This is a genomic window from Streptomyces syringium, assembly GCF_017876625.1.
GTDB lineage: Bacteria > Actinomycetota > Actinomycetes > Streptomycetales > Streptomycetaceae > Streptomyces > Streptomyces syringius.
The window spans coordinates 1,515,917-1,541,835 of record NZ_JAGIOH010000001.1 but is presented as its reverse complement, the minus strand read 5'-3'; the positions used below and the strand labels follow the sequence as shown (position 1 = coordinate 1,541,835).

Here is a 25,919-nt window from a genome sequence, read left to right as displayed (position 1 = left end):
GATGAAGCGCCACCTCATCTCGGCCGCCGACCTCACGCGCGACGACGCCGTCCTGATCCTCGACACCGCCGAGGAGATGGCGCGGGTCGCCGACCGGCCGATCAAGAAACTGCCCACCCTGCGCGGCCGTACCGTCGTCAACCTCTTCTTCGAGGACTCGACCCGCACCCGCATCTCTTTCGAGGCCGCCGCCAAGCGGCTCTCCGCCGACGTCATCAACTTCTCCGCCAAGGGCTCCTCGGTCTCCAAGGGCGAGTCGCTCAAGGACACCGCCCTGACCCTGGAGGCGATGGGCGCGGACGCCGTCGTCATCCGGCACGGCGACTCCGGCGCCCCGCACCGGCTCGCCACCTCCGGCTGGATCGGCGGCTCGGTCGTCAACGCCGGCGACGGCACCCACGAGCACCCCACGCAGGCGCTGCTCGACGCCTTCACCATGCGCCGCCACCTGGCGGGCGCCGCCGACGGCGGCCCCACCCACCACCAGGGGCCCGGCGACGGCACCGGCCGTGACCTCGAAGGCCGCCGGATCACCATCGTCGGCGACATCCTGCACAGCCGCGTGGCCCGCTCCAACGTGCACCTGCTGACCTCGCTCGGCGCCCAGGTCACCCTCGTCGCGCCGCCCACGCTCGTGCCCTACGGCGTCGAGCGCTGGCCCTGCGAGGTCTCCTACGACCTCGACGCGGTGCTGCCGAAGTCCGACGCCGTGATGATGCTGCGCGTCCAGCGCGAGCGCATGAACGCCGCCTTCTTCCCCACCGAGCGCGAGTACGCGCGCCGGTACGGGCTGAACGGCGACCGGATGGCCCGGATGCCCGAGCACGCCATCGTCATGCACCCCGGCCCGATGAACCGCGGCATGGAGATCACCGCCGAGGTCGCCGACTCCGTGCGCTGCACGGCCGTCGAGCAGGTCGCCAACGGCGTCTCCATCCGGATGGCCGTCCTGTACCTGCTGCTCGGCGGGGCCGTGCTCGACCCCGAGAGCGCGCCCTCGGCACCCGCAGCGTCCGCCACCACCGCCCGCAACGAGGAGAACAAGTAATCATGAGCAAGATCCTTATTCGCGGCGCGAAGGTCCTCGGCGGCGAGCCGCAGGACGTCCTCATCGACGGCGAGACCATCGCCGAGGTCGGCACGGGCCTGTCCGCCGAGGGCGCCCAGGTCATCGAGGCCGACGGCCGGATCCTGCTGCCGGGCCTCGTCGACCTCCACACCCATCTGCGCGAGCCCGGCCGCGAGGACTCCGAGACGGTCCTGACCGGCACCCGCGCCGCGGCGAGCGGCGGCTTCACGGCCGTCTTCGCCATGGCCAACACCTTCCCCGTCGCCGACACCGCGGGCGTCGTCGAGCAGGTCTGGCGGCTCGGCAAGGAGTCCGGCTACTGCGACGTACAGCCCATCGGCGCCGTCACCGTCGGCCTGGAGGGCAAGAAGCTCGCCGAGCTCGGCGCGATGCACGAGTCGGCCGCCGGGGTGCGGGTCTTCTCCGACGACGGCAAGTGCGTGGACGACGCGGTGATCATGCGCCGCGCGCTGGAGTACGTGAAGGCCTTCGACGGCGTCGTCGCCCAGCACGCCCAGGAGCCCCGCCTCACCGAGGGCGCCCAGATGAACGAGGGCATCGTCTCCGCCGAGCTCGGCCTCGGCGGCTGGCCCGCCGTCGCCGAGGAGTCGATCATCGCCCGCGATGTGCTGCTCGCCGAGCACGTCGGCTCCCGCGTGCACATCTGCCACCTCTCCACCGCCGGCTCCGTCGAGATCGTCCGCTGGGCCAAGTCCCGCGGCATCGACGTGACCGCCGAGGTCACCCCGCACCACCTGCTCCTCACCGACGAGCTGGTGCGCTCGTACAACCCGGTCTACAAGGTCAACCCGCCGCTGCGCACCGAGGCCGATGTCATGGCGCTGCGCGAGGCCCTCGCCGACGGCACCATCGACATCGTCGCCACCGACCACGCCCCGCACCCGCACGAGGACAAGGACTGCGAGTGGGGCGCGGCGGCCATGGGCATGGTGGGGCTGGAGACCGCCCTGTCCGTTGTCCAGCACACGATGGTCGACACCGGTCTCCTCGACTGGGAGGCCGTCGCCGACCGGATGTCCGTCCGCCCGGCCGCCATCGGCCGCCTCGAAGGACACGGACGGCCGATCGCCGCCGGGGAGCCCGCCAACCTCACCCTGCTCGATTCCGCTTACCGTGGTGTCGTGGACCCCGCGGGCTTCGCCTCCCGCAGCCGCAACACCCCTTACGAGGGCCGCGAGCTGCCGGGGCGCGTCACCCACACCTTCCTGCGGGGCCGGGCAACGGTCGTGGACGGGAATCTCGCGTGACATCTGCACTGATCAATCTGGCGGCGGAACAGAAGTCCGCGGACGTCACCGACTGGGCCGCGCGCATCGGCTGGGTCGTCGGACTGCTGCTCTTCGTCGCGCTCGTCTACTGGCTGATGCGCGAGGGCTGGAAGTGGCGGGCCACGCTCCAGGGCGACCTGCCCGAGCTGCCCGACGTCCCCGACGAGCCGGGCACGCCCTCGCTCACGATGACCGGGCGCTACCACGGCTCCACCACCGCCGGGCAGTGGCTCGACCGCGTGGTCGCGCACGGCCTCGGCACCCGCAGCCGCGTCGAGCTCACCCTGACGGACCAAGGCCTGGGCGTCGTCCGGCCGGGGGCGCAGGACTTCTTCATCCCCGCTGACCGGCTGCGCGGCGCCCGGCTGGACAAGGGCATCGCCGGCAAGGTCCTCGCCGAGGGCGGCCTGCTGGTGATCACCTGGGAGCACGGCGGCAAGCAGCTGGACTCCGGCTTCCGCTCCGACCGGGCCGCCGAGCACGCGGCCTGGGTCGAGGCGATCGCCACGGCACAAGCACAGCACAACGAGAACCAGACGGAAGGCGCACGATGACGACCTCCACCCGGGGAGCCAGCAAGGTTCCCGCCGTACTCGTCCTGGAGGACGGCCGTACCTTCCGCGGCCGCGCCTACGGGGCCGTGGGGGTGACCTTCGGCGAGGCGGTCTTCAACACCGGCATGTCCGGCTACCAGGAGACCCTGACCGACCCCTCGTACCACCGTCAGGTGGTCGTCATGACGGCCCCGCACGTCGGCAACACCGGCGTCAACGACGAGGACCCCGAGTCCGGCCGCATCTGGGTCGCCGGTTACGTGGTGCGCGATCCCGCCCGGATCCCCTCCAACTGGCGCTCGCGCCGCTCCCTCGACGAGGAACTCGTCGCCCAGGGCGTCGTCGGCATCAGCGGTATCGACACCCGCGCCCTCACCCGCCACCTGCGCGAGAGCGGCGCCATGCGGGTCGGCATCTTCTCCGGCGACAACCTGCCCGACGCGGACACCATGCTCGCCGAGGTGCGCCGGGCCCCCGAGATGAAGGGCGCCGACCTCGCCGCCGAGGTCGCCACCAAGGAGGCGTACGTCGTCCCCGCGATCGGTGCGAAGAAGTTCACCGTCGCCGCGATCGACCTCGGCATCAAGGGCATGACCCCGCACCGGATGGCCGAGCGCGGCATCGAGGTGCACGTGCTGCCCGCCACCGCCACCGCGGAGGACATCTACGCCCTCGACCCCGACGGGGTGTTCTTCTCCAACGGCCCGGGCGACCCGGCCACCGCCGACCACCCGGTCTCCGTGATGCGCAGTGTCCTGGAGCGCAGGACGCCGCTCTTCGGCATCTGCTTCGGCAACCAGATCCTCGGCCGCGCGCTCGGCTTCGGCACCTACAAACTGAAGTACGGCCACCGGGGCATCAACCAGCCCGTGCAGGACCGCACGACCGGCAAGGTCGAGGTCACCGCGCACAACCACGGCTTCGCCGTCGACGCCCCGCTCGACGCCGCGACCGACACCCCCTACGGCCGCGTCGAGGTCTCCCACGTCTGTCTCAACGACAACGTGGTGGAGGGGCTCCAGCTCCTCGACCAGCCGGCTTTCAGCGTCCAGTACCACCCCGAGGCAGCAGCCGGTCCGCACGACGCCGCGTACCTGTTCGACCGCTTTGTGAAGCTCATGGAGGGCCAGCGTGCCTAAGCGCACCGATATCCAGTCCGTCCTGGTCATCGGCTCCGGCCCGATCGTCATCGGCCAGGCAGCGGAGTTCGACTACTCCGGCACCCAGGCCTGCCGGGTGCTGAAGTCCGAGGGCCTGCGGGTCATCCTCGTCAACTCCAACCCGGCCACGATCATGACCGACCCGGAGATCGCCGACGCCACGTACGTCGAGCCGATCACCCCGGAGTTCGTCGAGAAGATCATCGCCAAGGAGCGCCCCGACGCGCTGCTGCCCACCCTCGGCGGCCAGACCGCGCTCAACACCGCGATCTCCATGCACGAGAACGGTGTGCTGGAGAAGTACGGCGTCGAGCTCATCGGTGCCAACGTCGAGGCGATCAACAAGGGCGAGGACCGCGACCTGTTCAAGGGCGTCGTCGAGGCCGTCCGCGCCAAGATCGGCCACGGCGAGTCCGCCCGCTCGGTCATCTGCCACACGATGGACGAGGTCATCGCGGGCGTCGACACCCTCGGCGGCTACCCCGTCGTCGTCCGCCCCTCCTTCACCATGGGCGGCGCCGGCTCCGGCTTCGCCCACGACGAGGACGAGCTGCGCCGCATCGCCGGCCAGGGCCTCACGCTCTCCCCGACCACCGAGGTGCTCCTGGAGGAGTCCATCCTCGGCTGGAAGGAGTACGAGCTGGAGCTGATGCGCGACAAGAACGACAACGTCGTGGTCGTCTGCTCCATCGAGAACTTCGACCCGATGGGCGTGCACACCGGTGACTCGATCACCGTCGCCCCGGCGATGACGCTGACCGACCGCGAGTACCAGCGGCTGCGCGACGTCGGTATCGCGATCATCCGCGAGGTCGGCGTCGACACCGGCGGCTGCAACATCCAGTTCGCCGTCAACCCCGACGACGGCCGGATCATCGTCATCGAGATGAACCCGCGCGTCTCCCGCTCCTCGGCGCTGGCCTCCAAGGCCACCGGTTTCCCGATCGCGAAGATCGCCGCCCGGCTCGCCGTCGGCTACACCCTCGACGAGATCCCGAACGACATCACCGAGAAGACCCCGGCGTCCTTCGAGCCCACGCTCGACTACGTCGTCGTCAAGGTGCCGCGCTTCGCCTTCGAGAAGTTCCCGGCCGCCGACGCCACGCTGACCACCACCATGAAGTCGGTCGGCGAGGCCATGGCCATCGGCCGTAACTTCACCGAGGCCCTGCAGAAGGCGCTGCGCTCGCTGGAGAAGAAGGGCTCGCAGTTCGACTTCGCCTCCGAGCCCGGCGACAAGGCCGAGCTGCTCGCGAAGACCGTGGTGCCGACCGACGGCCGGATCAACACGGTCATGGACGCCATCCGGGCCGGCGCGAGCGCGGAGGAGATCTTCGACGCCACGAAGATCGACCCGTGGTTCGTCGACCAGCTCTTCCTGATCCACGAGATCTCCCAGGAGCTCGCCGCCGCCGAGAAGCTGGAGCCGGGGATCCTCGCCGAGGCCAAGCGGCACGGCTTCTCCGACGCCCAGATCGGTGCGATCCGCGGCCTGCGCGAGGACGTCGTCCGCGAGGTCCGGCAGGCGCTCGGCGTCCGCCCGGTCTACAAGACGGTCGACACCTGCGCCGCCGAGTTCGCCGCGAAGACCCCGTACTTCTACTCGTCCTACGACGAGGAGTCCGAGGTCGCGCCGCGCGAGAAGCCCGCAGTGATCATCCTCGGCTCGGGTCCGAACCGCATCGGCCAGGGCATCGAGTTCGACTACTCCTGTGTCCACGCCTCCTTCGCGCTCAGCGACGCCGGCTACGAGACCGTGATGGTCAACTGCAACCCCGAGACCGTCTCCACCGACTACGACACCTCCGACCGGCTCTACTTCGAGCCGCTCACCCTGGAGGACGTCCTGGAGATCGTCCACGCCGAGACCCTCGCCGGTCCCGTCGCGGGCGTCATCGTCCAGCTCGGCGGCCAGACCCCGCTCGGCCTCGCCCAGGCCCTCAAGGACAACGGCGTGCCGATCGTCGGCACCTCGCCCGAGGCCATCGACCTCGCCGAGGAGCGCGGCGCCTTCGGCCGGGTGCTGACCGAGGCCGGGCTGCCCGCGCCGAAGTACGGCACCGCCTTCTCCTTCGAGGAGGCCAAGGGCATCGCCGCCGAGATCGGCTACCCGGTCATGGTCCGCCCGTCCTACGTGCTCGGCGGCCGCGGCATGGAGATCGTCTACGACGAGCCCTCGCTGGGGGAGTACCTCACCCGCCACGCCGGTCTGATCTCCGAGCACCCGGTCCTCATCGACCGCTTCCTCGACGACGCCATCGAGATCGACGTCGACGCGCTCTACGACGGCCACGAGCTCTACCTCGGCGGCGTCATGGAGCACATCGAGGAAGCCGGCATCCACTCCGGCGACTCCGCGTGCGCGCTGCCCCCGATCACCCTCGGCGGCTTCGACATCAAGCGGCTGCGGAACTCCACCGAGGCCATCGCCAAGGGCGTCGGCGTCCGCGGCCTGATCAACATCCAGTTCGCCATGGCCGGCGACATCCTCTACGTGCTGGAGGCCAACCCCCGCGCCTCCCGGACGGTCCCCTTCACCTCGAAGGCGACCGCCGTGCCGCTCGCCAAGGCCGCGGCCCGCATCTCGCTGGGCGCGACCGTCGCGGAGCTGCGTGCCGAGGGCATGCTGCCCAAGGAGGGCGACGGCGGCACCCTGCCGCTCGACGCGCCGATCTCCGTCAAGGAGGCCGTGATGCCGTGGAGCCGCTTCCGCGACGCCTCCGGCCGCGGCGTGGACACCGTTCTCGGCCCGGAGATGCGCTCCACCGGCGAGGTCATGGGCATCGACAAGGTCTTCGGCACGGCGTACGCCAAGTCGCAGGCCGGCGCCTACGGCGCGCTGCCCACCAAGGGCCGCGCGTTCGTCTCCGTCGCCAACCGCGACAAGCGCTCGATGATCTTCCCGGCCCGTGAGCTGGTCGCCCACGGCTTCGAGCTGCTCGCCACCTCGGGCACCGCCGAGGTACTCAAGCGCAACGGCATCAACGCCACCGTCGTGCGCAAGCAGAGCGAGGGCGAGGGCCCGAACGGCGAGAAGACGATCGTCCAGCTCATCCACGACGGCCAGGTCGACCTGATCGTCAACACCCCGTACGGCACCGGCGGCCGCCTCGACGGCTACGAGATCCGCACCGCCGCGGTCGCCCGCGCGGTGCCGTGCCTGACCACGGTCCAGGCCCTCGCGGCCGCCGTCCAGGGCATCGAGGCGCTCACCCGCGGCGACGTCGGCGTGTGTTCCCTGCAGGAGCACGCGGAGCGCCTGACCGCCGCCCGGCAGTAGTCCTTCCCCCGACCGCCCGCCCTCCCCGCCCCGGGGAGGGCGGGCGGTCCGGAACGGATACCCCGCTCGCCCTACGAAGGTCTGGCCCCATGTACTCCCTCCTCTTCCGACTGCTCTTCCAGCGGATGGACCCCGAGCAGGCTCATCACCTGGCCTTCGGCTGGATCCGCCGCGCCGCCCGCGTCCCGGTGCTGCGCACGTTCGTCGCGGCCGTCCTCGCGCCCCGCCACAAGGCGCTGCGCACCGAGGCGTTCGGCCTGCGCATGCACGGCCCCTTCGGCCTCGCCGCAGGCTTCGACAAGAACGCCACCGCCATCGACGGCATGACGATGCTCGGCTTCGACCACGTCGAGATCGGCACCGTCACGGGCCGGCCGCAGCCCGGCAACCCCAAGAAGCGGCTCTTCCGCCTCGTCGCCGACCGCGCCCTCGTCAACCGCATGGGCTTCAACAACGACGGCTCGGCGGTCGTGGCGGAGCGGCTGGGCGCACGGAAGGCCGCCCTCGGCAAACAGCACAGCCGGACCACTGTCGGCGTCAACATCGGCAAGACCAAGATCGTCCCCGAGGACGAGGCCGTCGCCGACTACGTCACCTCCACCGAGCGCCTCGCCGCGCACGCCGACTACCTCGTCGTCAACGTCTCCTCCCCGAACACGCCGGGGCTGCGCAACCTCCAGGCCACCGAGGCGCTGCGCCCGCTGCTGACCGCCGTGCGCGAGGCCGCCGACCGCACGGTCACCACCCGGCGCGTACCGCTGCTGGTGAAGATCGCCCCCGACCTCGCCGACGACGACGTCGACGCCGTCGCCGACCTCGCGCTCGAACTGGGCCTGGACGGCATCATCGCCACCAACACCACCATCGCCCGCGACGGGCTCGGCCTGAAGACGCCGAAGCGCACGGTGGAGGCCATCGGAGCCGGCGGCCTGTCCGGCGCCCCCCTCAAGGCCCGCTCGCTGGAGGTCCTGAGCCGTCTGTACGCCCGTGTGGGCGACCGGATCACCCTGGTGGGTGTCGGGGGCATCGAGACCGCCGACGACGCCTGGGAGCGCATCCTGGCGGGCGCCACCCTCGTCCAGGGCTACAGCGCCTTCATCTACGAGGGCCCGTTCTGGTGCCGGAAGATCCACCGGGGTCTGGCCGAGCGCCTCGCGGCGAGCCCGTACGCCACCCTCGCCGAGGCGGTGGGCGCTGCCGCGCGGGAGACGACGGCGTGATCTCGCCGCCCGGGTCGCAGCCGACTCGCGCGCCCCGCCCCGCCCCGAACCCCGGAGGAACCCCGTGACCGAGAGCACCCCCCTGGAGCCCTTCGGCGCCCGCCTGCGCCGTGCCATGGACGAGCGCGGCCCGCTGTGCGTCGGCATCGACCCGCACGCCGCCCTGCTCGCCGACTGGGGCCTGTCCGACGACATCGCGGGCCTGGAGCGCTTCACCCGCACCGTCGTCGAGGCCCTGGCCGACCGCGTCGCCGTCCTCAAGCCCCAGTCCGCCTTCTTCGAGCGCTTCGGCTCGCGCGGCATCGCCGTCCTGGAGCAGGCCGTCGCCGACTCCCGGGCGGCCGGCGCGCTGGTCCTGATGGACGCCAAGCGCGGCGACATCGGCTCGACCATGGCCGCCTACGCCGCGACCTACCTCGACCCGGCCTCGCCGCTCTTCTCCGACGCCGTCACCGTCAGCCCCTACCTCGGCTACGGCTCGCTGCGCCCCGCTCTGGACCTGGCCCGTGAGAGCGGCACCGGCGTCTTCGTCCTCGCGCTCACCTCGAACCCGGAGGGCGCGGAGGTCCAGCACGCGGTGCGTGCCGACGGCGCGAGCGTCGCGGCGACGATGCTGGAGCACGTGAAGGCCGAAAACGCCGATGCCGCGCCCATGGGCTCGTACGGCGCGGTGGTCGGCGCGACCCTGGGCGACACGCTCGGCGCGGCCGGCGTGGACCTCGCGATCAACGGTCCGCTGCTCGCCCCGGGCATCGGCGCGCAGGGCGCCACCCCCGCCGACCTGCCCCGGGTCTTCGGCGCGGCCGTCCGCGACGTCGTCCCGAACGTCAGCCGCGGTGTGCTGCGGCACGGTCCGGACGTGACCGCGCTGCGCGCGAGTGCCGCCCGGTTCGCCGGTGAGGTGCGGGACGCCGTGGACACGGCAGCGTCGCGTTAACGCCAAAATTGTTGGTCAGTATGTCCCGAAAAGTCCTGGTCGAGAGAGTCTGACCAGGACTTTTCGTCTGTTCTCGCTGACTGGAGCGGGATCGGCCGCTAGTCTCCGACGAGAGCGAACGAGCAAGCGCGTTGCTCGTTGCTCCGCAGGTGTGGGCCGACTAGGTTCCTCACCGGTCCTTATCCGACAGTTCGACATCCGAGGTGACGTAGGCGTGGCTCTTCCGCCCCTTACCCCTGAACAGCGCGCAGCCGCGCTCGAGAAGGCCGCCGCGGCTCGCCGGGAGCGCGCCGAGGTCAAGAATCGACTCAAGCACTCCGGCGCCTCGCTGCATGACGTGATCAAGCAGGGCCAGGAGAACGACGTCATCGGCAAGATGAAGGTCAGCGCTCTCCTGGAGAGCCTTCCCGGTGTGGGCAAGGTTCGCGCGAAGCAGATCATGGAGCGGCTCGGCATTTCCGAGAGCCGCCGCGTGCGCGGGCTCGGCACGAATCAGATCGCCTCTCTTGAGCGTGAGTTCGGCGGCAAAGCCGCCTGACGTTCCCAGGCACTCCCGGGAACCGGGATAATCGCTGCATGAGTACTGCAGTCTCCCGGGGGACGTCCCCCGTACCCCCGGCCAGACAACCGCGGCTGACCGTGCTCTCCGGCCCCTCCGGGGTCGGTAAGAGCACGGTCGTCGCCCATATGCGCAAGGCACACCCCGAGGTATGGCTCTCGGTCTCCGCCACCACCCGCAAGCCGCGGCCCGGTGAGCGGGACGGCGTCCACTACTTCTTCGTCGACGACGAGCAGTTCGACAAGCTCATCGCCAACGGCGAGCTGCTGGAGTGGGCCGAGTTCGCGGGCAACCGCTACGGCACGCCCCGGCAGGCGGTGCTCGACCGCCTGGAGGCGGGCGAGCCCGTCCTGCTGGAGATCGACCTCCAGGGCGCGCGGCTGGTCCGCACGTCCATGCCGGAGGCCCAGCTGGTCTTCCTCGCCCCGCCGAGCTGGGACGAGCTGGTCCGCCGGCTCACCGGCCGCGGCACCGAGTCGCCGGAGGTCATCGAGCGCCGGCTGGCCGCCGCGAAGATCGAGCTGGCGGCCGAGCCCGAGTTCGACACGACGCTGGTCAACACCTCCGTCGAGGACGTCGCGCGTGAGCTGCTAGCCTTGCTGCGTTGAGCTGGGATTGGCTCGGATAACCGCGCCGACCCCGAGCTCGAAGCTTCACCTCCTTCTCCACCCCCCTTCGGAAGGCAGAGAGTGTCCTCTTCCATCACCGCGCCCGAGGGCATCATCAACCCGCCGATTGATGAGCTGCTCGAGGCAACCGACTCGAAGTACAGCCTGGTGATCTACGCCGCCAAGCGTGCGCGCCAGATCAACGCGTACTACTCGCAGCTCGGCGAGGGCCTGCTGGAGTACGTCGGCCCGCTGGTGGACACCCACGTCCACGAGAAGCCGCTCTCCATCGCGCTCCGCGAGATCAACGCGGGCCTGCTGACCTCCGAGGCCATCGAGGCCCCGGCTCAGTAAGCATTCGGTTTTTCATCACCACAGGCCCGGCAGCGCAGCTGCCGGGCCTGTGGTGTGTCATAGACGCATACGACCGTACGACTGCATGTACGACTGCGCGGGGAGAAGCGAAGCGATGGACAAGCCCAAGGTCGTCCTGGGGGTCAGCGGCGGGATCGCCGCCTACAAGGCGTGCGAGCTGCTGCGCCGCCTCACCGAGTCGGGCCACGACGTCCGGGTCGTACCGACCGCGTCGGCCCTGCACTTCGTGGGCGAGGCGACCTGGTCCGCCCTGTCCGGGAACCCGGCGGGCACCGAGGTGTGGGAGAGCGTCCACGAGGTGCCGCACGTGCGGATCGGGCAGGAGGCCCAGCTCGTCGTCGTGGCGCCCGCCACCGCCGACATGCTCGCCAAGGCCGCCCACGGCCTGGCCGACGACCTGCTGACCAACACCCTGCTCACCGCGCGCTGCCCGGTCGTCTTCGCCCCGGCGATGCACACCGAGATGTGGGAGAACCAGGCCACCCAGGAGAACGTCGCCACCCTGCGCCGCCGGGGCGCGATCGTCATCGAGCCCGCCGTCGGCCGCCTCACCGGCGTCGACACCGGCAAGGGCCGGCTGCCGGACCCGGGCGAGATCTTCGAGGTCTGCCGCCGGGTGCTGGCGCGCGGCGCCGGGCAGAGCGCGGCGGACCTGGCCGGCCGCCATGTGGTGATCAGTGCGGGCGGCACCCGTGAGCCGCTCGACCCCGTCCGCTTCCTCGGCAACCGCTCCTCGGGCAAGCAGGGGTACGCGCTGGCCCGTACGGCCGTCGCCCGGGGGGCCCGGGTGACGCTCGTCGCCGCCAACAGCGAGCTGCCCGACCCGGCCGGCGCGGACGTGGTCCGGGTCGGCACGGCGGTGCAGATGCGCGAGGCGGTCCTGGCGGCCGCGGCGGACGCGGATGCCGTGATCATGGCGGCCGCGGTGGCCGATTTCCGGCCCGAGCGATACGCCGAGGGCAAAATCAAAAAGCGCGACGGACGGGAACCGGAGCCGGTCGCGCTCGTCCGCAACCCCGACATCCTCGCCGAGATCTCGGCGGACCGGGCGCGCCCCGGACAGGTCGTCGTCGGCTTCGCGGCCGAGACCGACGAGGTACTCGCCAACGGTCGGGCCAAGCTCGCCCGAAAGGGCTGTGACCTGCTGGTTGTCAATGAGGTGGGGGAGCGGAAGACGTTCGGTTCCGAGGAGAACGAGGCCGTGGTGCTCGGGGCGGACGGCAGTGAGACCACCGTTCCGCACGGCCCGAAGGAGGCCCTCGCCGACACCGTCTGGGACCTCGTGGCACCGCGCCTCTCCTGAGGTCTGCGGGGGCAGGTGTCGCAGGTCACGCAGGGCTTGATGCGCGACAGGATGCCCCAACCACGGGAACGCCGGATAAACTGACCTCCGGATCCGCGTCGAGCGCAGCTCTCGGCCGGGTCCATAAATGATCAGCCAGCAGCCGCTGCAACCCCAGGGAGCGATGTGTCCCGCCGCCTGTTCACCTCGGAGTCTGTGACCGAAGGTCACCCCGACAAGATCGCTGACCAGATCAGTGACACCATCCTCGACGCGCTCCTGAAGGAGGACCCGACGTCCCGGGTCGCCGTCGAGACCTTGATCACCACCGGCCTCGTGCACGTCGCCGGCGAGGTGACGACGAAGGCTTACGCGCCGATCGCCTCTCTGGTGCGCAACAAGATCCTCGAGATCGGTTACGACTCGTCCAAGAAGGGCTTCGACGGCGCTTCCTGTGGCGTCTCGGTCTCCATCGGCGCGCAGTCGCCGGACATCGCCCAGGGTGTCGACACCGCGTACGAGCAGCGGGTCGAGGGCGACGAGGACGAGCTCGACAAGCAGGGCGCCGGCGACCAGGGCCTGATGTTCGGCTACGCCTGCGACGAGACCCCCGAGCTGATGCCGCTGCCGATCCACCTGGCGCACCGGCTCTCCCGCCGTCTGTCGGAGGTCCGCAAGAACGGGACCATCCCCTACCTGCGCCCCGACGGCAAGACCCAGGTCACCATCGAGTACGACGGCAACAAGGCCGTGCGCCTGGACACCGTGGTCGTCTCCTCGCAGCACGCGTCCGACATCGACCTGGACTCGCTGCTCGCTCCCGACATCCGCGAGTTCGTCGTCGAGCACGTCCTCAAGGAGCTGATCGAGGACGGCATCAAGCTCGACACCGAGGGCTACCGCCTCCTGGTCAACCCGACCGGCCGCTTCGAGATCGGCGGCCCGATGGGCGATGCCGGTCTGACCGGCCGCAAGATCATCATCGACACCTACGGCGGCATGGCCCGTCACGGCGGCGGTGCCTTCTCGGGCAAGGACCCGTCCAAGGTCGACCGCTCCGCCGCGTACGCGATGCGCTGGGTCGCGAAGAACGTGGTCGCCGCCGGTCTCGCCACGCGCTGCGAGGTGCAGGTCGCGTACGCGATCGGCAAGGCCGAGCCGGTGGGTCTGTTCGTCGAGACCTTCGGGACCGCCACGGTCGAGGTCGAGAAGATCGAGACCGCGATCGCCGAGGTCTTCGACCTCCGTCCGGCCGCGATCATCCGCGACCTGGACCTGCTCCGTCCGATCTACGCGCAGACCGCCGCGTACGGCCACTTCGGCCGTGAGCTGCCCGACTTCACGTGGGAGCGCACGGACCGCGTGGACGCGCTGAAGAAGGCCGCGGGCCTGTAAGGCTCCGCTGCCCCACGCTGTACGACGACGGCCCCGGACCGCTTGGTCCGGGGCCGTCGTGCTGCCGCGGCCGCTCCCGCGAGTCCCGTCACCGCCCCTGATCCCGGGCACCCCGGCAGCACGCCGCCCCCTGTCAGTGGCGTCTGCTAAGACTGAGGCTGTGAGCAGCGAGAACGGGCGACCCGGGGAGCCCGCGGGGGAACAGGCGGAGCAGCTCGCGTTCCTGCGCGAGACCGTACGCAAGGCCAAGGTGCCGCGGGCCAAGCCGCGCACCTGGCGGGGGGCCGAGCTGGCCAAGGAGCTGCCCGTCGCGCGCGTCCTGGTCGACAAGGGCCCGGTCCACCTCGACCGCCTGTGGGACTACGCGGTGCCGCTGGAGCTGGACGCCGACGCGCAGCCGGGCACGCGGGTGCGGGTGCGCTTCGGCGCGGGCACCCGCAACGTGCGCGGCGGCCGCCGGGAGGGCGGCGGGCTGCTCGACGGCTACATCGTCGACCGGGTGGCCGAGTCCGACTATCAGGGCCCGCTGGCCGCCATCGCCCAGGTGCTGTCCCCGGAGCCGGTGCTCGGCCCCGCCCTGTTCCAGCTCTGCCGGTCCGTCGCGGACCGTTACGCGGGCTCCCTCGCCGATGTCCTGCAGCTGGCCGTGCCGCCCCGGCACGCCCGTATCGAGGCCGAGGCGTCGCCCGAGCCGGCGGCTCCGCCCGCGCGGCCGGAGCCCGGCAGCTGGGCCCGCTATCCGACGGGGCCCGCCTTCCTCGACGCCGTGGCACGGGGTGACGCCCCCCGGGCGGTGTGGACCGCGCTGCCCGGCCCGCACTGGCCCGAGGAGCTGGCGCGGGCCGCCGCCGCGGCGCTCGCCTCGCGCCGCGGCGCGCTGATCGTCGTGCCGGACGGCCGGGCCGCGGCCCGGGTCGACGCCGCGCTCACCGCACAGCTCGGCACCGGCCGCCATGTGCTGCTGACCGCCGACACCGGGCCCGAGGAGCGTTACCGCCGCTGGCTCGCGGTCAGCCGTGGTTCCGTACGGGCCGTGGTGGGCACCCGGGCCGCGATGTTCGCCCCCGTCCGCGACCTCGGCCTCGCGGCCATCTGGGACGACGGCGACTCCAGCCACAGCGAGCAGCACGCCCCGCAGCCGCACGCGCGCGAGGTGCTCCAGCTGCGGGCCGCGCACGAGAAGGCCGCGTTCCTGCTCGGCGGGTTCGGCTGCACGGTCGAGGCGGCGCAGCTCGTGGACACCGGCTGGGCACTGCCGCTGACCGCCCCGCGCGAGCGGGTGCGGGCCACCGCCCCCCTGATCCGCACGGTCGGGGACGCCGACCAGGCGCGGGACGAGGCGGCCCGCGCCGCCCGGCTGCCCACGCTCGCCTGGCAGGCCGCCCGGGAGGGCCTCAAGCACGGCCCCGTGCTCGTCCAGGTGCCGCGCCGTGGGTACGTGCCCCGGCTGGCCTGTGAGCGGTGCCGGGAGCCCGCCCGGTGCACGCACTGCGCCGGCCCGCTGGAGGCGCGCGAGGATGACGGCGCGCTGCACTGCACGTGGTGCGGGCTCCAGGCCCGGGACTGGCACTGCGGGGAGTGCGGGGGCTTCCGGCTGCGCGCACAGATCGTGGGGGCCCGGCGCACCGCCGAGGAGCTGGGCCGCGCGTTTCCCGCCGTGCCCGTACGGACCTCCGGGCGCGACCACGTGCTGGACACGGTTCCGGACCGGCCCGCCATCGTCGTCTCCACACCCGGCGCCGAGCCCGTGGCCGAGGGCGGTTACGCGGCGGCCCTGCTGCTGGACGGCTGGGCCCTCCTCGGCCGCCCCGACCTGCGGGCGGGCGAGGAGGCGCTGCGCCGCTGGCTCGGCGCGGCGGCCCTGGTGCGGGGCCAGGACGCGGGCGGCACCGTGGTCGTCGTCGCCGAGCCGACGCTGCGGCCCGTGCAGGCGCTGGTCCGCTGGGACCCGGCCGGACACGCGGTGCGTGAGCTGGCCGACCGCGCCGAGCTGGGCTTCCCGCCCGTGTCCCGGATGGCCGCGGTCGCCGGCCCCCCGGAGGCCGTCGCCGAGCTGATCGCCGCGGCGCGGCTGCCGGACGGCACCGAGGTGCTCGGCCCGGTGCCGCTGCCGGTGACGGCGCCCGGCCGGCCGCGCCGCGCGGGTGACCCGCCACCGGGGGAGAGCTGGGAGCGGGCCCTGCTGCGGGTGCGCCCCGGGCAGGGGGCCGAGCTGGCCGCCGCCCTCAAGACGGCCCAGGCGGCGAGGCTGGCGCGCCGTGACGGGGAGCCCGTCCGCCTGCGCATCGATCCTCCGGACATCGGCTAGCCGGGCCCGCCCGGCGTCGGCGACGCTAGCCCCGGACGGCTGCCGGACGGCTGCCCGCGGCAGCCCGGACGCGTGGTGCCCTCGGGCGGCTTGCCGCGCCGGTGTCGGCCGTCGCGCCGGCCCGTCAGCCGTTGCGCGGGCCCGGGAAAGCCGGGGGGCGGGGCTCGTCGCGGTGGGGCACGGCCGGCTGGCCCGGCATGGAGCGGGCGGCGGGGACGATCGGCACGGACTGCGGCTCGGCGGTGCGCACCGCCTCGGTGCTCTCGGCGGGGACCTGGCCGTTGCTGCGGCGGGCGCCGTAGCGGCGGTGCACGGCCTGCTTGGTGACGCCGAGCGCCGAACCCACCGCGTCCCACGAGAAGCCCAGCGAACGGTCGAAGTCCACCGCCGCCGTCACCAGCGTCTCGACGCTGTCGCGCAGTTCCTGCGCCAGCCGGACGGTCGGGGCGGGGGCGCGCCCGTAGACGACGAAGCCCGCGGAGGGGCCCGTGCGGCGGGGACGGTAGACATTGCCCAGCTGGGCGGTGAGGGTACGCAGCGCGTCCACCTGTCGGCGGACCCGCTCGATGTCCCGCACCAGAAGATGCAGGCTGGCCCGTGCCTGGGCGTCGTGGGTTGCGTGGTCGGCCATGAACAAGCCTCTCGGACCGGCGGTGAAAAGGACGGAGAAAGCGGAGCAAACGGAAAAGGTGCGAGCGGACCGAGAACGGGAGCGGGCCGCGGCAGCGGCCCGTTTTCGGTCAATCTCTCTTGACCACAACGCGCCACAGCCCGCCGGGTCACGGTATGGGGGCGCACGTCAGATGAAATGGGGCGCGCGGCGCCCCCTTACGCCCCTCGATTCCGGGCCTTCCGGCACGGCGGACGAGGGAGCGGACCCTGGCCCGGCACCCGGCCCGGCCCCGGAGCGGCCCGCCTGTGGTCCGGCCCGTGGTCCGCCCGTGATCACCGCACTAGACTGGGGCGCCGTTCCGCTCGGCGCTTGAGAGGTAGTTCGCCACCCATGAGGCTCGTCTTCGCCGGTACCCCCGAGGTCGCCGTACCCGCCCTCGACGCCCTGCTCGCCTCGGACCGGCACGAGGTCGTCGCCGTGGTCACCCGGCCCGACGCCCCCGCCGGGCGCGGCCGCCGGCTCGTCGCGAGCCCCGTCGCCCAGCGCGCGGAGGAGGCCGGGATCGAGGTGCTCAAGCCCGCCAAGCCGCGCGAGCCGGACTTCCTCGCCCGGCTCCGCGAGATCGCCCCCGACTGCTGCCCGGTCGTCGCCTACGGCGCGCTGCTGCCCAAGGCCGCCCTGGAGATCCCCGCCCACGGCTGGGTCAACCTGCACTTCTCGCTGCTGCCCGCGTGGCGCGGCGCGGCCCCCGTGCAGCACGCGATCCTCGCGGGCGACGAGGTCACCGGAGCCTCCACCTTCCTGATCGAGGAGGGGCTCGACTCCGGACCCGTCTTCGGCGTGCTGACCGAGCAGGTCCGGCCCACCGACACCAGCGGCGACCTGCTCACCCGGCTCGCGTTCGCCGGGTCCGGGCTGCTCCTGGCGACCATGGACGGCATCGAGGACGGCACCCTCAAGGCCGTGCAGCAGCCCGCCGACGGCATCTCCCTCGCCCCGAAGATCAATGTCGAGGACGCCCAGCTGGACTGGTCCGCGCCGGCCCTGCGCGTCGACCGCGTGGTGCGCGGCTGCGCCCCCGCCCCCGGCGCCTGGACGCTCTTCCGGGGTGAGCGGCTGAAGGTCATGTCGGTGGCCCCGGCCCCCGACCGCACCGGCCTGGCGCCCGGCGAGATCGCCGCCGCGAAGAACTCCCTGCACGTCGGCACCGGTTCGCACGCCGTGGAGCTCCTGTGGGTCCAGCCGCAGGGGAAGAAGCCGATGAAGGCCGCCGACTGGGCCCGCGGTGTCCGTATCGCCGCAGGCGAGCGGCTCGGCGGCGCGTAAGCGCAGCGCGTACGCTGGACCCCTTCACCACCCCAGCTCCGGAGCACCTTTCGTGAACGATCGCGCGCCGCGTCGCCAGCCCAGCCGCCCTGCGAAGCCCTACCGCCGTCCCCAGAAGGACCCGGTGCGGATCCTGGCCTTCGAGGCCCTGCGGGCCGTGGACGAGCGGGACGCGTACGCGAACCTCGTGCTGCCGCCGCTGCTGCGCAAGGCCCGCGAGGGCGGCGGCTTCGACGCGCGGGACGCGGCGCTGGCCACGGAGCTGGTCTACGGCACGCTCCGCCGCCAGGGCACCTACGACGCGATCATCGCGTCCTGCGTCGACCGGCCGCTGCGCGAGGTGGACCCCCCAGTGCTGGACGTGCTGAGCCTCGGCGCGCACCAGCTGCTCGGTACGCGCATCCCCGCCCACGCCGCGGTGTCGGCCAGCGTCGAGCTGGCGCGGGTCGTCCTCGGCGACGGCCGGGCCAAGTTCGTCAACGCGGTGCTTCGGAAGATCACCGCTCATGACCTCGACAGTTGGCTGGAACGAGTCGCTCCGCCGTACGAGGACGACGCCGAGGCGCACCTCGCCGTCGTCCACTCGCACCCGCGCTGGATCGTCTCCGCCCTGTGGGACGCCCTCGGTGGCGGCCGGGCCGGCATCGAGGATCTGCTGGAGGCCGACAACGAACGGCCCGAGGTCACCCTCGTCGCCCGCCCCGGGCGCTCGACGGTCGAGGAGCTGCTCGCCGCGGTGGGCGAGGACTCGGGCCTGCCCGGCCGCTGGTCGCCGTACGCCGTGCGGCTCGCCGAGGGCGGCGAGCCCGGCGCGCTCCAGGCCGTCGCCGAGGGCCGCGCGGGCGTCCAGGACGAGGGCAGCCAGCTGGTCGCCCTCGCCCTGGCCAACGCCCCGGTGGAGGGCCCCGACGCCCGCTGGCTGGACGGCTGTGCGGGGCCCGGCGGCAAGGCCGCGATGCTCGGCGCGCTCGCCGCGCAGCGCGGCGCGAGCCTGCTGGCCTCCGAGAAGCAGCCGCACCGCGCCCGGCTCGTCGAGCGGGCCCTGGCCGGCAACCCCGGCCCGTACCAGGTCATCGCCGCGGACGGCACCCGCCCGCCGTGGCGCCCGGAGTCCTTCGACCGGGTCCTCGTCGACGTGCCCTGCACCGGCCTCGGCGCGCTGCGCCGCCGCCCCGAGGCCCGCTGGCGCCGCCGCCCCGAGGACCTGGACGGCTTCGCACCGCTCCAGCGCGGGCTGCTGCGCGAGGCGCTGGCCGCCGTCCGGGTCGGCGGCGTGGTCGGCTACGCGACCTGCTCCCCGCATCCGGCCGAGACCCGCGCGGTCGTCGAGGACGTGCTCAAGGGCCGGGGCGGCCCGGCGGCGAGCGCCGAGTGGATCGACGCCCGGCCGCTGATGCCGGGTGTGCCCGCACTGGGCGACGGCCCCGACGTCCAGCTGTGGCCGCACATGCACGGCACGGACGCCATGTACCTGGCCCTGCTGCGCCGGACGGCCTGACGGCCGGTGGCGGGTGCACCTCCGCTGCGCGGCGGTGTCCTCAAGCGCCGGACGGGCTGCTGTGCTATGTCCTCAAGCGCCGGACGGGCTGGTTTTGGCTGATGTCAGCCGCCCTCAGCCAAAACCAGCCCGTCCGGCGCTTGAGGACGCGCCCGCAGGGCGCCCGCCGCCGTAGGCGGCACGACGGTCCGCAGTCGGCGGCGGAACCTTTCCTTCCGCCAAGCCGGCGGAGCCGATTGCTGACTCCGGCGTCAAGACCACGCCGCGGGCATGGCAGGCTTGGGGCATGGCCGTGCAGATCAACCCCAGCATCCTGTCCGCGGACTTCGCCCGCCTCGCCGAGGAGGCGGAGGCCGTCAAGGGCGCCGACTGGCTCCATGTCGACGTGATGGACAATCACTTCGTGCCCAACCTGACGCTCGGCGTGCCGGTCGTCGAGTCGCTGAGCCGGGCCACCGGGACACCGCTGGACTGCCATCTGATGATCGCGGACCCGGACCGCTGGGCGCCGCAGTACGTCGAGGCCGGGGCGGGGTCCGTCACCTTCCACGCCGAGGCCGCCGCCGCGCCGGTGCGCCTCGCGCGGGAGATCCGGGCCAAGGGGGCGCGGGCCTCCATGGCGCTCAAGCCGGCGACGCCGATCGAGCCGTACGAGGATCTGCTGCCCGAGCTGGACATGCTGCTGATCATGACGGTGGAGCCCGGCTTCGGCGGGCAGGCGTTCCTCGACATCATGCTTCCGAAGATCCGCCGGACCCGTGAGCTGATCTCGCGGCACGGTCTGGAGCTGTGGCTCCAGGTCGACGGCGGGGTCTCGGCCGACACCATCGAGCGGTGCGCGGAGGCCGGCGCGGACGTCTTCGTCGCCGGATCCGCCGTGTACGGCAAGGAGGACCCGGCCGCGGCCGTGCGGGCGCTGCGCGCGCAGGCGGAGGACGCCACCGCCGCGGCGGCCTGGGCCTGCACGCACTGAGCCTTCGGCCCGCTCGCCCGAAATGCTGAGGGCGAAGGTCAAGGCCTGATCAAGGACCGCCGTTTCTGACAGGATGACGGTGATAAGTCCACAGCTTCAACGTAGTGAGGAGACCGCGGTGTCGACGGGCCGTTCAGCCACGCCGATGGGGCCCGCCGAGCTGGTGCAGGCGGCGGCCATGGCCCGCCGTTTCTACCTCGAGGGCAAGTCGAAGATCCAGATCGCCGAGGAGTTCGGCGTGAGCCGCTTCAAGGTGGCCCGGGTGCTGGAGACGGCTCTCGAGCGCGATCTCGTGCGGATCGAGATCCGGGTGCCCGCCGAGCTGGACGCGGAGCGTTCCGACGCCCTGCGCGCCCGCTACGGCCTGCGGCACGCGGTCGTCGTCGAGTCCCCGGCCGACGCGAGCGATGACGCGCCCGACCCGGAGAACCTCGGCGAGGTGGCCGCAGACCTGCTCGGCGAACTGGTGAACGAGGGCGATGTGCTCGGCCTCGCCTGGGGCCGCTCGACCATCCACATGGCCGCGGCCCTGCACCGGCTGCCGCCGTGCACGGTCGTCCAGCTCACCGGCGTCTACGACGCGGGCACCGCCGAGCGCGGCTCGGTGGAGGCCGTGCGCCGGGCGGCGCAGGTGTCCGGCGGCGAGGCGCACCCGATCTACGCCCCGATGCTGCTCCCCGACTCGGCCACCGCCGCTGCGCTGCGCGGCCAGACCGGCATCGCCCGCGCCTTCGACTACTTCGACAAGGTCACCGTCGCCGCCGTCTCCATCGGCTCGTGGGCGCCCGGCATCTCGACCGTCTACGACATGCTCGGCGAGGAGGAGCGCGCGCACTACGCCTCGCTCGGGGCGGCCGCCGAGATGTCCGCGCACCTCTTCGACGCCGAGGGCCGCCGCATCGGCCGTGATCTGGGTGAGCGCTGCATCACCGTCGAGGCCGACCGGCTGCGCCGCATACCGGAGGTCGTCGCGATCGCCGGCGGGCTCCGCAAGGCGGCGGCGATCGGCGCGGTGCTGCGCTCCGGGCTGGTCACCAGCCTGGTCACGGACACCGCCGCGGCGGACTATCTGCTGCTGGAGACCGGACCGGGCCCCCGCCCGGCCCTGGACCGCGCGGACCCGGACGGCGCGTAGCGCCCGGCCGGCGATCTTCGCGGGCCCCCGGCGTCCGGCACGCGCCTCACCGCGTCGGGAGAAGCCGCCCGAGTACGACCGGTACGCGGGCGAGCCTCCGCAGGGCGATCGCACCCTCCACCGGGCCCCGCCGGACCGGCCCCGGCGCGCGGGGCGGGGGCGCCGACCGGGAGCCACCCCCGCCCGGACCCGGCGTTTTGGAGAATCGGACCACGCCGTCCCGTGCAGCCTGGACGTTCGTCCCGGGCATCGCATTCAGGTCGACATGGGACAATGAAGTACGTGCTCTTTCCTCGGCATGAGCTTGTCGAGGGTCACCTCCGAACGACTTGGATGTTCAGCACGTGCGTTTCCTCAATGACCAGAAGCCGCCGTACGACCTGACGTACGACGATGTGTTCATGGTGCCGAGCCGCTCCGCGGTCGGTTCCCGGCAGGGCGTCGACCTGTCGGCGCCGGACGGGACCGGCACCACCATCCCGCTCGTGGTCGCCAACATGACCGCGATCGCAGGCCGGCGGATGGCCGAGACGGTCGCCCGCCGCGGTGGCCTCGTCGTCATCCCCCAGGACATTCCGATCGAGGTCGTCACCGACGTCATCTCCTGGGTCAAGAGCCGGCACCTGGTGCTCGACACCCCCATCGTCCTCGCCCCCACCCAGACCGTCGCCGACGCGCTGTCGCTGCTGCACAAGCGGGCGCACGGCGCGGGCGTCGTCGTCGACGGCGAGCAGCGTCCGGTCGGTGTCGTCACCGAGTCGGACCTGACCGGTGTGGACCGCTTCACCCAGCTGACCGAGGTCATGTCGACGGAGCTGCTGCTCCTCGACGCCGACATCGACCCGCGCGAGGCGTTCAACCAGCTCGACGCGGCCCACCGCAAGCTGGCCCCCGCGGTCGACAAGGACGGCCGTCTCGCCGGCATCCTGACCCGCAAGGGCGCCCTGCGCGCGACGCTGTACACCCCCGCCACCGACGCGGAGGGCAAGCTGCGCATCGCCGCGGCCGTCGGCATCAACGGCGATGTGGCCGGCAAGGCCAAGCAGCTGCTGGAGGCCGGTGCGGACACGATCGTCGTGGACACCGCGCACGGTCACCAGGAGTCGATGATCAGCGCGATCAAGGCGGTCCGCGCGCTCGACCCGCGGGTCCCGATCGTGGCGGGCAACATCGTCGCCGCCGAGGGCGTACGCGACCTCATCGAGGCCGGCGCGGACATCATCAAGGTCGGTGTGGGCCCCGGCGCCATGTGCACCACCCGCATGATGACCGGTGTCGGCCGTCCGCAGTTCTCCGCCGTCCTGGAGTGCGCCGCCGAGGCCAAGAAGTTCGGCAAGCACGTCTGGGCCGACGGCGGCGTCCGGCACCCGCGCGACGTGGCCATGGCGCTCGCCGCCGGCGCGTCCAACGTGATGGTGGGCTCCTGGTTCGCCGGTACGTTCGAGTCCCCGGGTGACCTCCAGCAGACCGCCGAGGGGCGGCTGTACAAGGAGAGCTTCGGCATGGCCTCGGCCCGCGCCGTGCGCAACCGCACGAGCGAGGAGTCGGCCTACGACCGGGCGCGCAAGGGCCTGTTCGAGGAGGGCATCTCCACCTCCCGCATGTTCCTCGACCCGGCCCGCCCGGGCGTCGAGGACCTGATCGACTCGATCATCGCGGGCGTCCGCTCCTCCTGCACCTACGCGGGCGCGGGCTCCCTGGAGGAGTTCGCCGAGCGCGCCGTCGTCGGCGTGCAGAGCGCCGCGGGTTACGCGGAGGGCAAGCCGCTGCACGCCAGCTGGCAGTAACGATCAGCGAACATTTACGCGGACGGCCGAGCGGCCGACCGCTGAGCGTTCCCGACGGGGCGTGGCCATCCGGCTGCGCCCCGTCGCCGTTTTCCGACGGTCGCCCGCGTCCGGCGGGCCGTTTTTATGCCGCGCGAATGTCCGCCCATGCCCGTGAATTCCTTCCGAACTCGCGCCGAACATCTCGGATCGGGAGGTTCCCGCAGGTTCCTCCCGCGCGGCCGCCCGGCGGCGACATGTACCGATTCATGATGAGGCGTGCAACGATCACCCATTCCGGGCCCCCGCGCGCAACGTTCGTACGCGCATACGCAAGGATGGTGCATTACGAGCGCAGGCACCCACCTCGTAGGGTCTGCGCTGTACGTGGAGTGGCGGGTACCGCTTGCTCGGCGGTCCCCCTCGTTTTCCGGGTTTCGGCTTCGCCATGCCCGCACCCCCCGAGTGGCCCGCCGTCGGCCCCTGCCCTCGGCCGGCAGCGATGAACGGAGCCACCCAGTGTTGGACCAGGGCACAGCGCCACCCGCCTCGGACGACGCCCAGTCGTCCCCGCGGCCCACCGCCGGTCTCGGCGCCCGCCTCATGCGGCGCAAGCCCGTCGAGCGGCTGGTGTCCGAGGGCGGTCAGGGCGAGGGCGGCTCGCTGCGGCGCTCGCTGGGCATGTGGCAGCTCACGATGATCAGCATCGGTGCCACGCTCGGCACCGGCATCTTCGTGGTCCTCGGCGAGGCCGTGCCCAAGGCCGGCCCGGCCGTGGTCATCTCGTTCGTCATCGCCGGCCTCACGGCCCTCTTCTCGGCCCTGTCCTACGCGGAGCTGGCCGGCACCATCCCGGTCTCCGGCTCCTCGTACTCCTACGCCTACGCGACCCTCGGCGAGATCATCGCCTGGGTCTGCGGCTGGTGCCTGATCCTGGAGTACGGCGTCTCCGTCGCGGCGGTCGCCGTCGGCTGGGGCGAGTACCTCAATGAACTGCTCGACGGCACGATCGGCGTGACCATCCCCGCCGCGCTGTCCAACCCGCCCGGCACCGACGGCGGCTACTTCAATCTGCCCGCGCTGCTCGTCGTCCTGCTGTGCATGGCCTTCCTGCTCGGCGGGGCCAAGGAGAGCGCCCGCGCCAACACCATCATGGTCGGCGTGAAGATCGCGGCGCTGCTGCTCTTCTGCGCCGTCGCCTTCATGGGCATCCGCGCCGGCAACTACAAGCCGTTCATGCCGCTCGGCCTCGGTGGCGTCTCCGCCGCCGGTGCCAGCCTGTTCTTCTCCTACATCGGCTTCGACGCCGCCTCCACCGCGGGCGAGGAGGCCAAGAACCCGAAGAAGGACCTGCCCAAGGCGATCATGCTGTCGCTGCTCATCGTGACCGCGATCTACGTCCTGGTCGCCGCGATCGCCGTCGGCGCCATGCCGTGGGGTGACTTCGAGGGCTCCGAGGCCGCGCTCGCCGGGATCATGAAGGACGTCACGGGCCAGAGCTTCTGGGCCGTGCTCCTCGCCGCCGGTGCCGTCATCGCCATCGCCAGCGTCGTCCTGACCGTCCTCTACGGCCAGACCCGCATCCTCTTCGCGATGTCCCGCGACGGGCTCGTCCCCAAGACCTTCTCCAAGGTCCACGAGAAGACCGGCGTGCCGCGCGCGAACACCATCATCGTCTCGGTGTTCTGCGGTCTCCTCGCCGCGGCCGTGCCGCTGGGCGAGCTCGCCAACGCCACCAGCATCGGCACGCTCTTCGCCTTCGCGCTGGTCAACGTCGCCGTCATCGTGCTGTTCTTCACCCGTCCGGACATGAAGCGCAGCTTCAAGGTGCCGCTGTCCGGGATCCGGATCCCGCTCGGCTCGCGCCGGGTGCCGCTCGCCCCGGTCTTCCCGGCCATCGGCTTCGGCTTCTGCGTGTACATGATGCTGAACCTGCCCGGCATCACCTGGCAGTGGTTCGGCGGCTGGATGGCGGTCGGACTCGTGATCTACTTCCTGTACGGGAAGAGCCGCTCGCGGCTCGCCCTGGAGGAAACGCAGGTAACCCTAGAGAAGTGATCCACCCGCAGTGCGACTGAACGATCTCGACGAACGCATCGTCCACGCCCTCGCCGAGGACGCCCGGCGCTCCTACGCCGACATCGGCACCGAGGTCGGTCTGTCCGCGCCCGCCGTCAAGCGGCGCGTGGACAGGCTGCGCGCCGAGGGAGCCATCACCGGCTTCACCGTCCGGGTGGACCCGGCGGCGCTCGGCTGGGAGACCGAGGGCTTCATCGAGATCTACTGCCGCCGGAACACCTCGCCCGAGGCGATCCACCGCGGACTGTCGCGCTACCCGGAGGTGGCGTCCGCCTCGACCGTCACCGGTGAGGCGGACGCCATCGTCCAGGTCTTCGCCTCCGACATGCGCCACTTCGAGCGCGTGCTGGAGCGCATCGCGGGGGAGCCGTTCGTCGAACGCACCAAGTCGGTGCTGGTGCTCTCCCCGCTGCTGCGCCGCTTCAGCTCCGGCGCGCCCTCCTGAGCGGGCTCGCCGTGCGGCACCCCGTCGCGCGCGGCACGCGGCCGGTAC

General features: G+C 72.3%; 21 protein-coding genes. 20 read left to right on the top strand and 1 reads right to left on the bottom strand.

Annotated elements, in window-relative coordinates; genetic code table 11:
• Position 1: 1 nt before the first annotated feature.
• From JO379_RS06720 to JO379_RS06660, 13 genes are all read left to right on the top strand, one after another.
• Positions 2-1,048 (top strand): aspartate carbamoyltransferase catalytic subunit, encoded by a 1,047-nt coding sequence (locus JO379_RS06720; RefSeq protein WP_130876859.1) that lies wholly within the window; start codon positions 2-4, stop codon positions 1,046-1,048.
• 2 nt (positions 1,049-1,050) lie between these two features.
• Positions 1,051-2,337: a dihydroorotase gene (locus JO379_RS06715; protein ID WP_130876858.1), complete on the top strand. Its 1,287-nt coding sequence runs from the start codon at positions 1,051-1,053 to the stop codon at positions 2,335-2,337.
• Positions 2,334-2,912, top strand: coding sequence for a PH-like domain-containing protein (locus JO379_RS06710; protein WP_130876857.1), 579 nt, complete (start codon positions 2,334-2,336; stop codon positions 2,910-2,912). The genes JO379_RS06715 and JO379_RS06710 overlap by 4 nt, the downstream gene beginning before the upstream one ends.
• Positions 2,909-4,051 (top strand): glutamine-hydrolyzing carbamoyl-phosphate synthase small subunit, encoded by a 1,143-nt coding sequence (gene carA / locus JO379_RS06705; protein WP_130876856.1) that lies wholly within the window; start codon positions 2,909-2,911, stop codon positions 4,049-4,051. Before JO379_RS06710 ends, carA begins: the two co-directional genes overlap by 4 nt.
• The gene (gene carB, locus JO379_RS06700; protein WP_209514335.1) at positions 4,044-7,352 is read left to right on the top strand and encodes a carbamoyl-phosphate synthase large subunit; all 3,309 of its coding nucleotides are present in this window, start codon (positions 4,044-4,046) and stop codon (positions 7,350-7,352) included. Before carA ends, carB begins: the two co-directional genes overlap by 8 nt.
• A gap of 89 nt (positions 7,353-7,441) precedes the next feature.
• A complete protein-coding gene (locus JO379_RS06695) occupies positions 7,442-8,572 on the top strand; it encodes a quinone-dependent dihydroorotate dehydrogenase (RefSeq protein ID WP_209514333.1) in 1,131 nt (376 codons plus the stop codon).
• Between the two features lie 115 nt (positions 8,573-8,687).
• A complete protein-coding gene (gene pyrF, locus JO379_RS06690; RefSeq protein ID WP_242625971.1) occupies positions 8,688-9,509 on the top strand; it encodes an orotidine-5'-phosphate decarboxylase in 822 nt (273 codons plus the stop codon).
• 214 nt (positions 9,510-9,723) lie between these two features.
• Positions 9,724-10,047 (top strand): integration host factor, encoded by a 324-nt coding sequence (locus JO379_RS06685; RefSeq protein WP_130876853.1) that lies wholly within the window; start codon positions 9,724-9,726, stop codon positions 10,045-10,047.
• A gap of 38 nt (positions 10,048-10,085) precedes the next feature.
• Complete coding sequence (gene gmk / locus JO379_RS06680; RefSeq protein WP_130876852.1) at positions 10,086-10,676, top strand: guanylate kinase; 591 nt, start codon at positions 10,086-10,088, stop codon at positions 10,674-10,676.
• Between the two features lie 81 nt (positions 10,677-10,757).
• A complete protein-coding gene (rpoZ, locus tag JO379_RS06675; protein WP_004948662.1) occupies positions 10,758-11,030 on the top strand; it encodes a DNA-directed RNA polymerase subunit omega in 273 nt (90 codons plus the stop codon).
• A 115-nt stretch (positions 11,031-11,145) separates the two neighbouring features.
• Positions 11,146-12,354 (top strand): bifunctional phosphopantothenoylcysteine decarboxylase/phosphopantothenate--cysteine ligase CoaBC, encoded by a 1,209-nt coding sequence (gene coaBC / locus JO379_RS06670; protein WP_130876851.1) that lies wholly within the window; start codon positions 11,146-11,148, stop codon positions 12,352-12,354.
• A 165-nt stretch (positions 12,355-12,519) separates the two neighbouring features.
• On the top strand, positions 12,520-13,728 hold the full coding sequence (gene metK / locus JO379_RS06665) for a methionine adenosyltransferase (RefSeq protein WP_130876850.1): 1,209 nt from the start codon (positions 12,520-12,522) through the stop codon (positions 13,726-13,728).
• Between the two features lie 160 nt (positions 13,729-13,888).
• Complete coding sequence (locus JO379_RS06660) at positions 13,889-16,036, top strand: primosomal protein N' (protein WP_130876849.1); 2,148 nt, start codon at positions 13,889-13,891, stop codon at positions 16,034-16,036.
• A gap of 124 nt (positions 16,037-16,160) precedes the next feature.
• Here JO379_RS06660 and JO379_RS06655 read toward each other — a convergent pair whose 3' ends face one another.
• The gene (locus JO379_RS06655) at positions 16,161-16,667 is read right to left on the bottom strand and encodes a hypothetical protein (RefSeq protein WP_130876848.1); all 507 of its coding nucleotides are present in this window, start codon (positions 16,665-16,667) and stop codon (positions 16,161-16,163) included.
• Positions 16,668-17,039: 372 nt separating this feature from the next.
• Here JO379_RS06655 and fmt point away from each other — a divergent pair, with 372 nt between their 5' ends.
• The 7 genes from fmt (at position 17,040) to JO379_RS06620 (ending at position 25,871) form a co-directional block, all read left to right on the top strand.
• On the top strand, positions 17,040-17,975 hold the full coding sequence (gene fmt, locus JO379_RS06650; RefSeq protein WP_209514331.1) for a methionyl-tRNA formyltransferase: 936 nt from the start codon (positions 17,040-17,042) through the stop codon (positions 17,973-17,975).
• A 52-nt stretch (positions 17,976-18,027) separates the two neighbouring features.
• The gene (locus JO379_RS06645) at positions 18,028-19,473 is read left to right on the top strand and encodes an RsmB/NOP family class I SAM-dependent RNA methyltransferase (RefSeq protein ID WP_130876846.1); all 1,446 of its coding nucleotides are present in this window, start codon (positions 18,028-18,030) and stop codon (positions 19,471-19,473) included.
• A 286-nt stretch (positions 19,474-19,759) separates the two neighbouring features.
• Positions 19,760-20,446, top strand: a complete 687-nt coding sequence (gene rpe / locus JO379_RS06640; RefSeq protein WP_130876845.1) for a ribulose-phosphate 3-epimerase — start codon at positions 19,760-19,762, stop codon at positions 20,444-20,446.
• 145 nt (positions 20,447-20,591) lie between these two features.
• Positions 20,592-21,581 carry a sugar-binding transcriptional regulator gene (locus tag JO379_RS06635; RefSeq protein WP_207303863.1) on the top strand — a complete coding sequence of 330 codons (990 nt, stop codon included), beginning with the start codon at positions 20,592-20,594 and terminating at the stop codon, positions 21,579-21,581.
• Between the two features lie 344 nt (positions 21,582-21,925).
• Entirely contained in the window at positions 21,926-23,368 is a 1,443-nt protein-coding gene (locus JO379_RS06630) for a GuaB1 family IMP dehydrogenase-related protein (protein WP_278046269.1), read from the top strand.
• 498 nt (positions 23,369-23,866) lie between these two features.
• Entirely contained in the window at positions 23,867-25,405 is a 1,539-nt protein-coding gene (locus JO379_RS06625) for an amino acid permease (RefSeq protein WP_130876842.1), read from the top strand.
• 10 nt (positions 25,406-25,415) lie between these two features.
• On the top strand, positions 25,416-25,871 hold the full coding sequence (locus JO379_RS06620; protein ID WP_095580789.1) for an Lrp/AsnC family transcriptional regulator: 456 nt from the start codon (positions 25,416-25,418) through the stop codon (positions 25,869-25,871).
• The last annotated feature ends 48 nt before the right edge of the window (positions 25,872-25,919 follow it).

What these genes read in the sequence shown, in the direction of transcription:
- pyrF (WP_242625971.1), top strand. Translation starts at nt 8,688, where the DNA reads ATGGACGAGCGCGGCCCGCTGTGCGTCGGCATCGACCCGCACGCCGCC.
- JO379_RS06695 (WP_209514333.1), top strand. Translation starts at nt 7,442, where the DNA reads ATGTACTCCCTCCTCTTCCGACTGCTCTTCCAGCGGATGGACCCCGAG.
- JO379_RS06655 (WP_130876848.1), bottom strand. Translation starts at nt 16,667, where the DNA reads ATGGCCGACCACGCAACCCACGACGCCCAGGCACGGGCCAGCCTGCAT.
- coaBC (WP_130876851.1), top strand. Translation starts at nt 11,146, where the DNA reads ATGGACAAGCCCAAGGTCGTCCTGGGGGTCAGCGGCGGGATCGCCGCC.
- carA (WP_130876856.1), top strand. Translation starts at nt 2,909, where the DNA reads ATGACGACCTCCACCCGGGGAGCCAGCAAGGTTCCCGCCGTACTCGTC.
- JO379_RS06720 (WP_130876859.1), top strand. Translation starts at nt 2, where the DNA reads ATGAAGCGCCACCTCATCTCGGCCGCCGACCTCACGCGCGACGACGCC.
- gmk (WP_130876852.1), top strand. Translation starts at nt 10,086, where the DNA reads ATGAGTACTGCAGTCTCCCGGGGGACGTCCCCCGTACCCCCGGCCAGA.
- fmt (WP_209514331.1), top strand. Translation starts at nt 17,040, where the DNA reads ATGAGGCTCGTCTTCGCCGGTACCCCCGAGGTCGCCGTACCCGCCCTC.
- rpe (WP_130876845.1), top strand. Translation starts at nt 19,760, where the DNA reads ATGGCCGTGCAGATCAACCCCAGCATCCTGTCCGCGGACTTCGCCCGC.
- JO379_RS06635 (WP_207303863.1), top strand. Translation starts at nt 20,592, where the DNA reads ATGGGGCCCGCCGAGCTGGTGCAGGCGGCGGCCATGGCCCGCCGTTTC.
- JO379_RS06715 (WP_130876858.1), top strand. Translation starts at nt 1,051, where the DNA reads ATGAGCAAGATCCTTATTCGCGGCGCGAAGGTCCTCGGCGGCGAGCCG.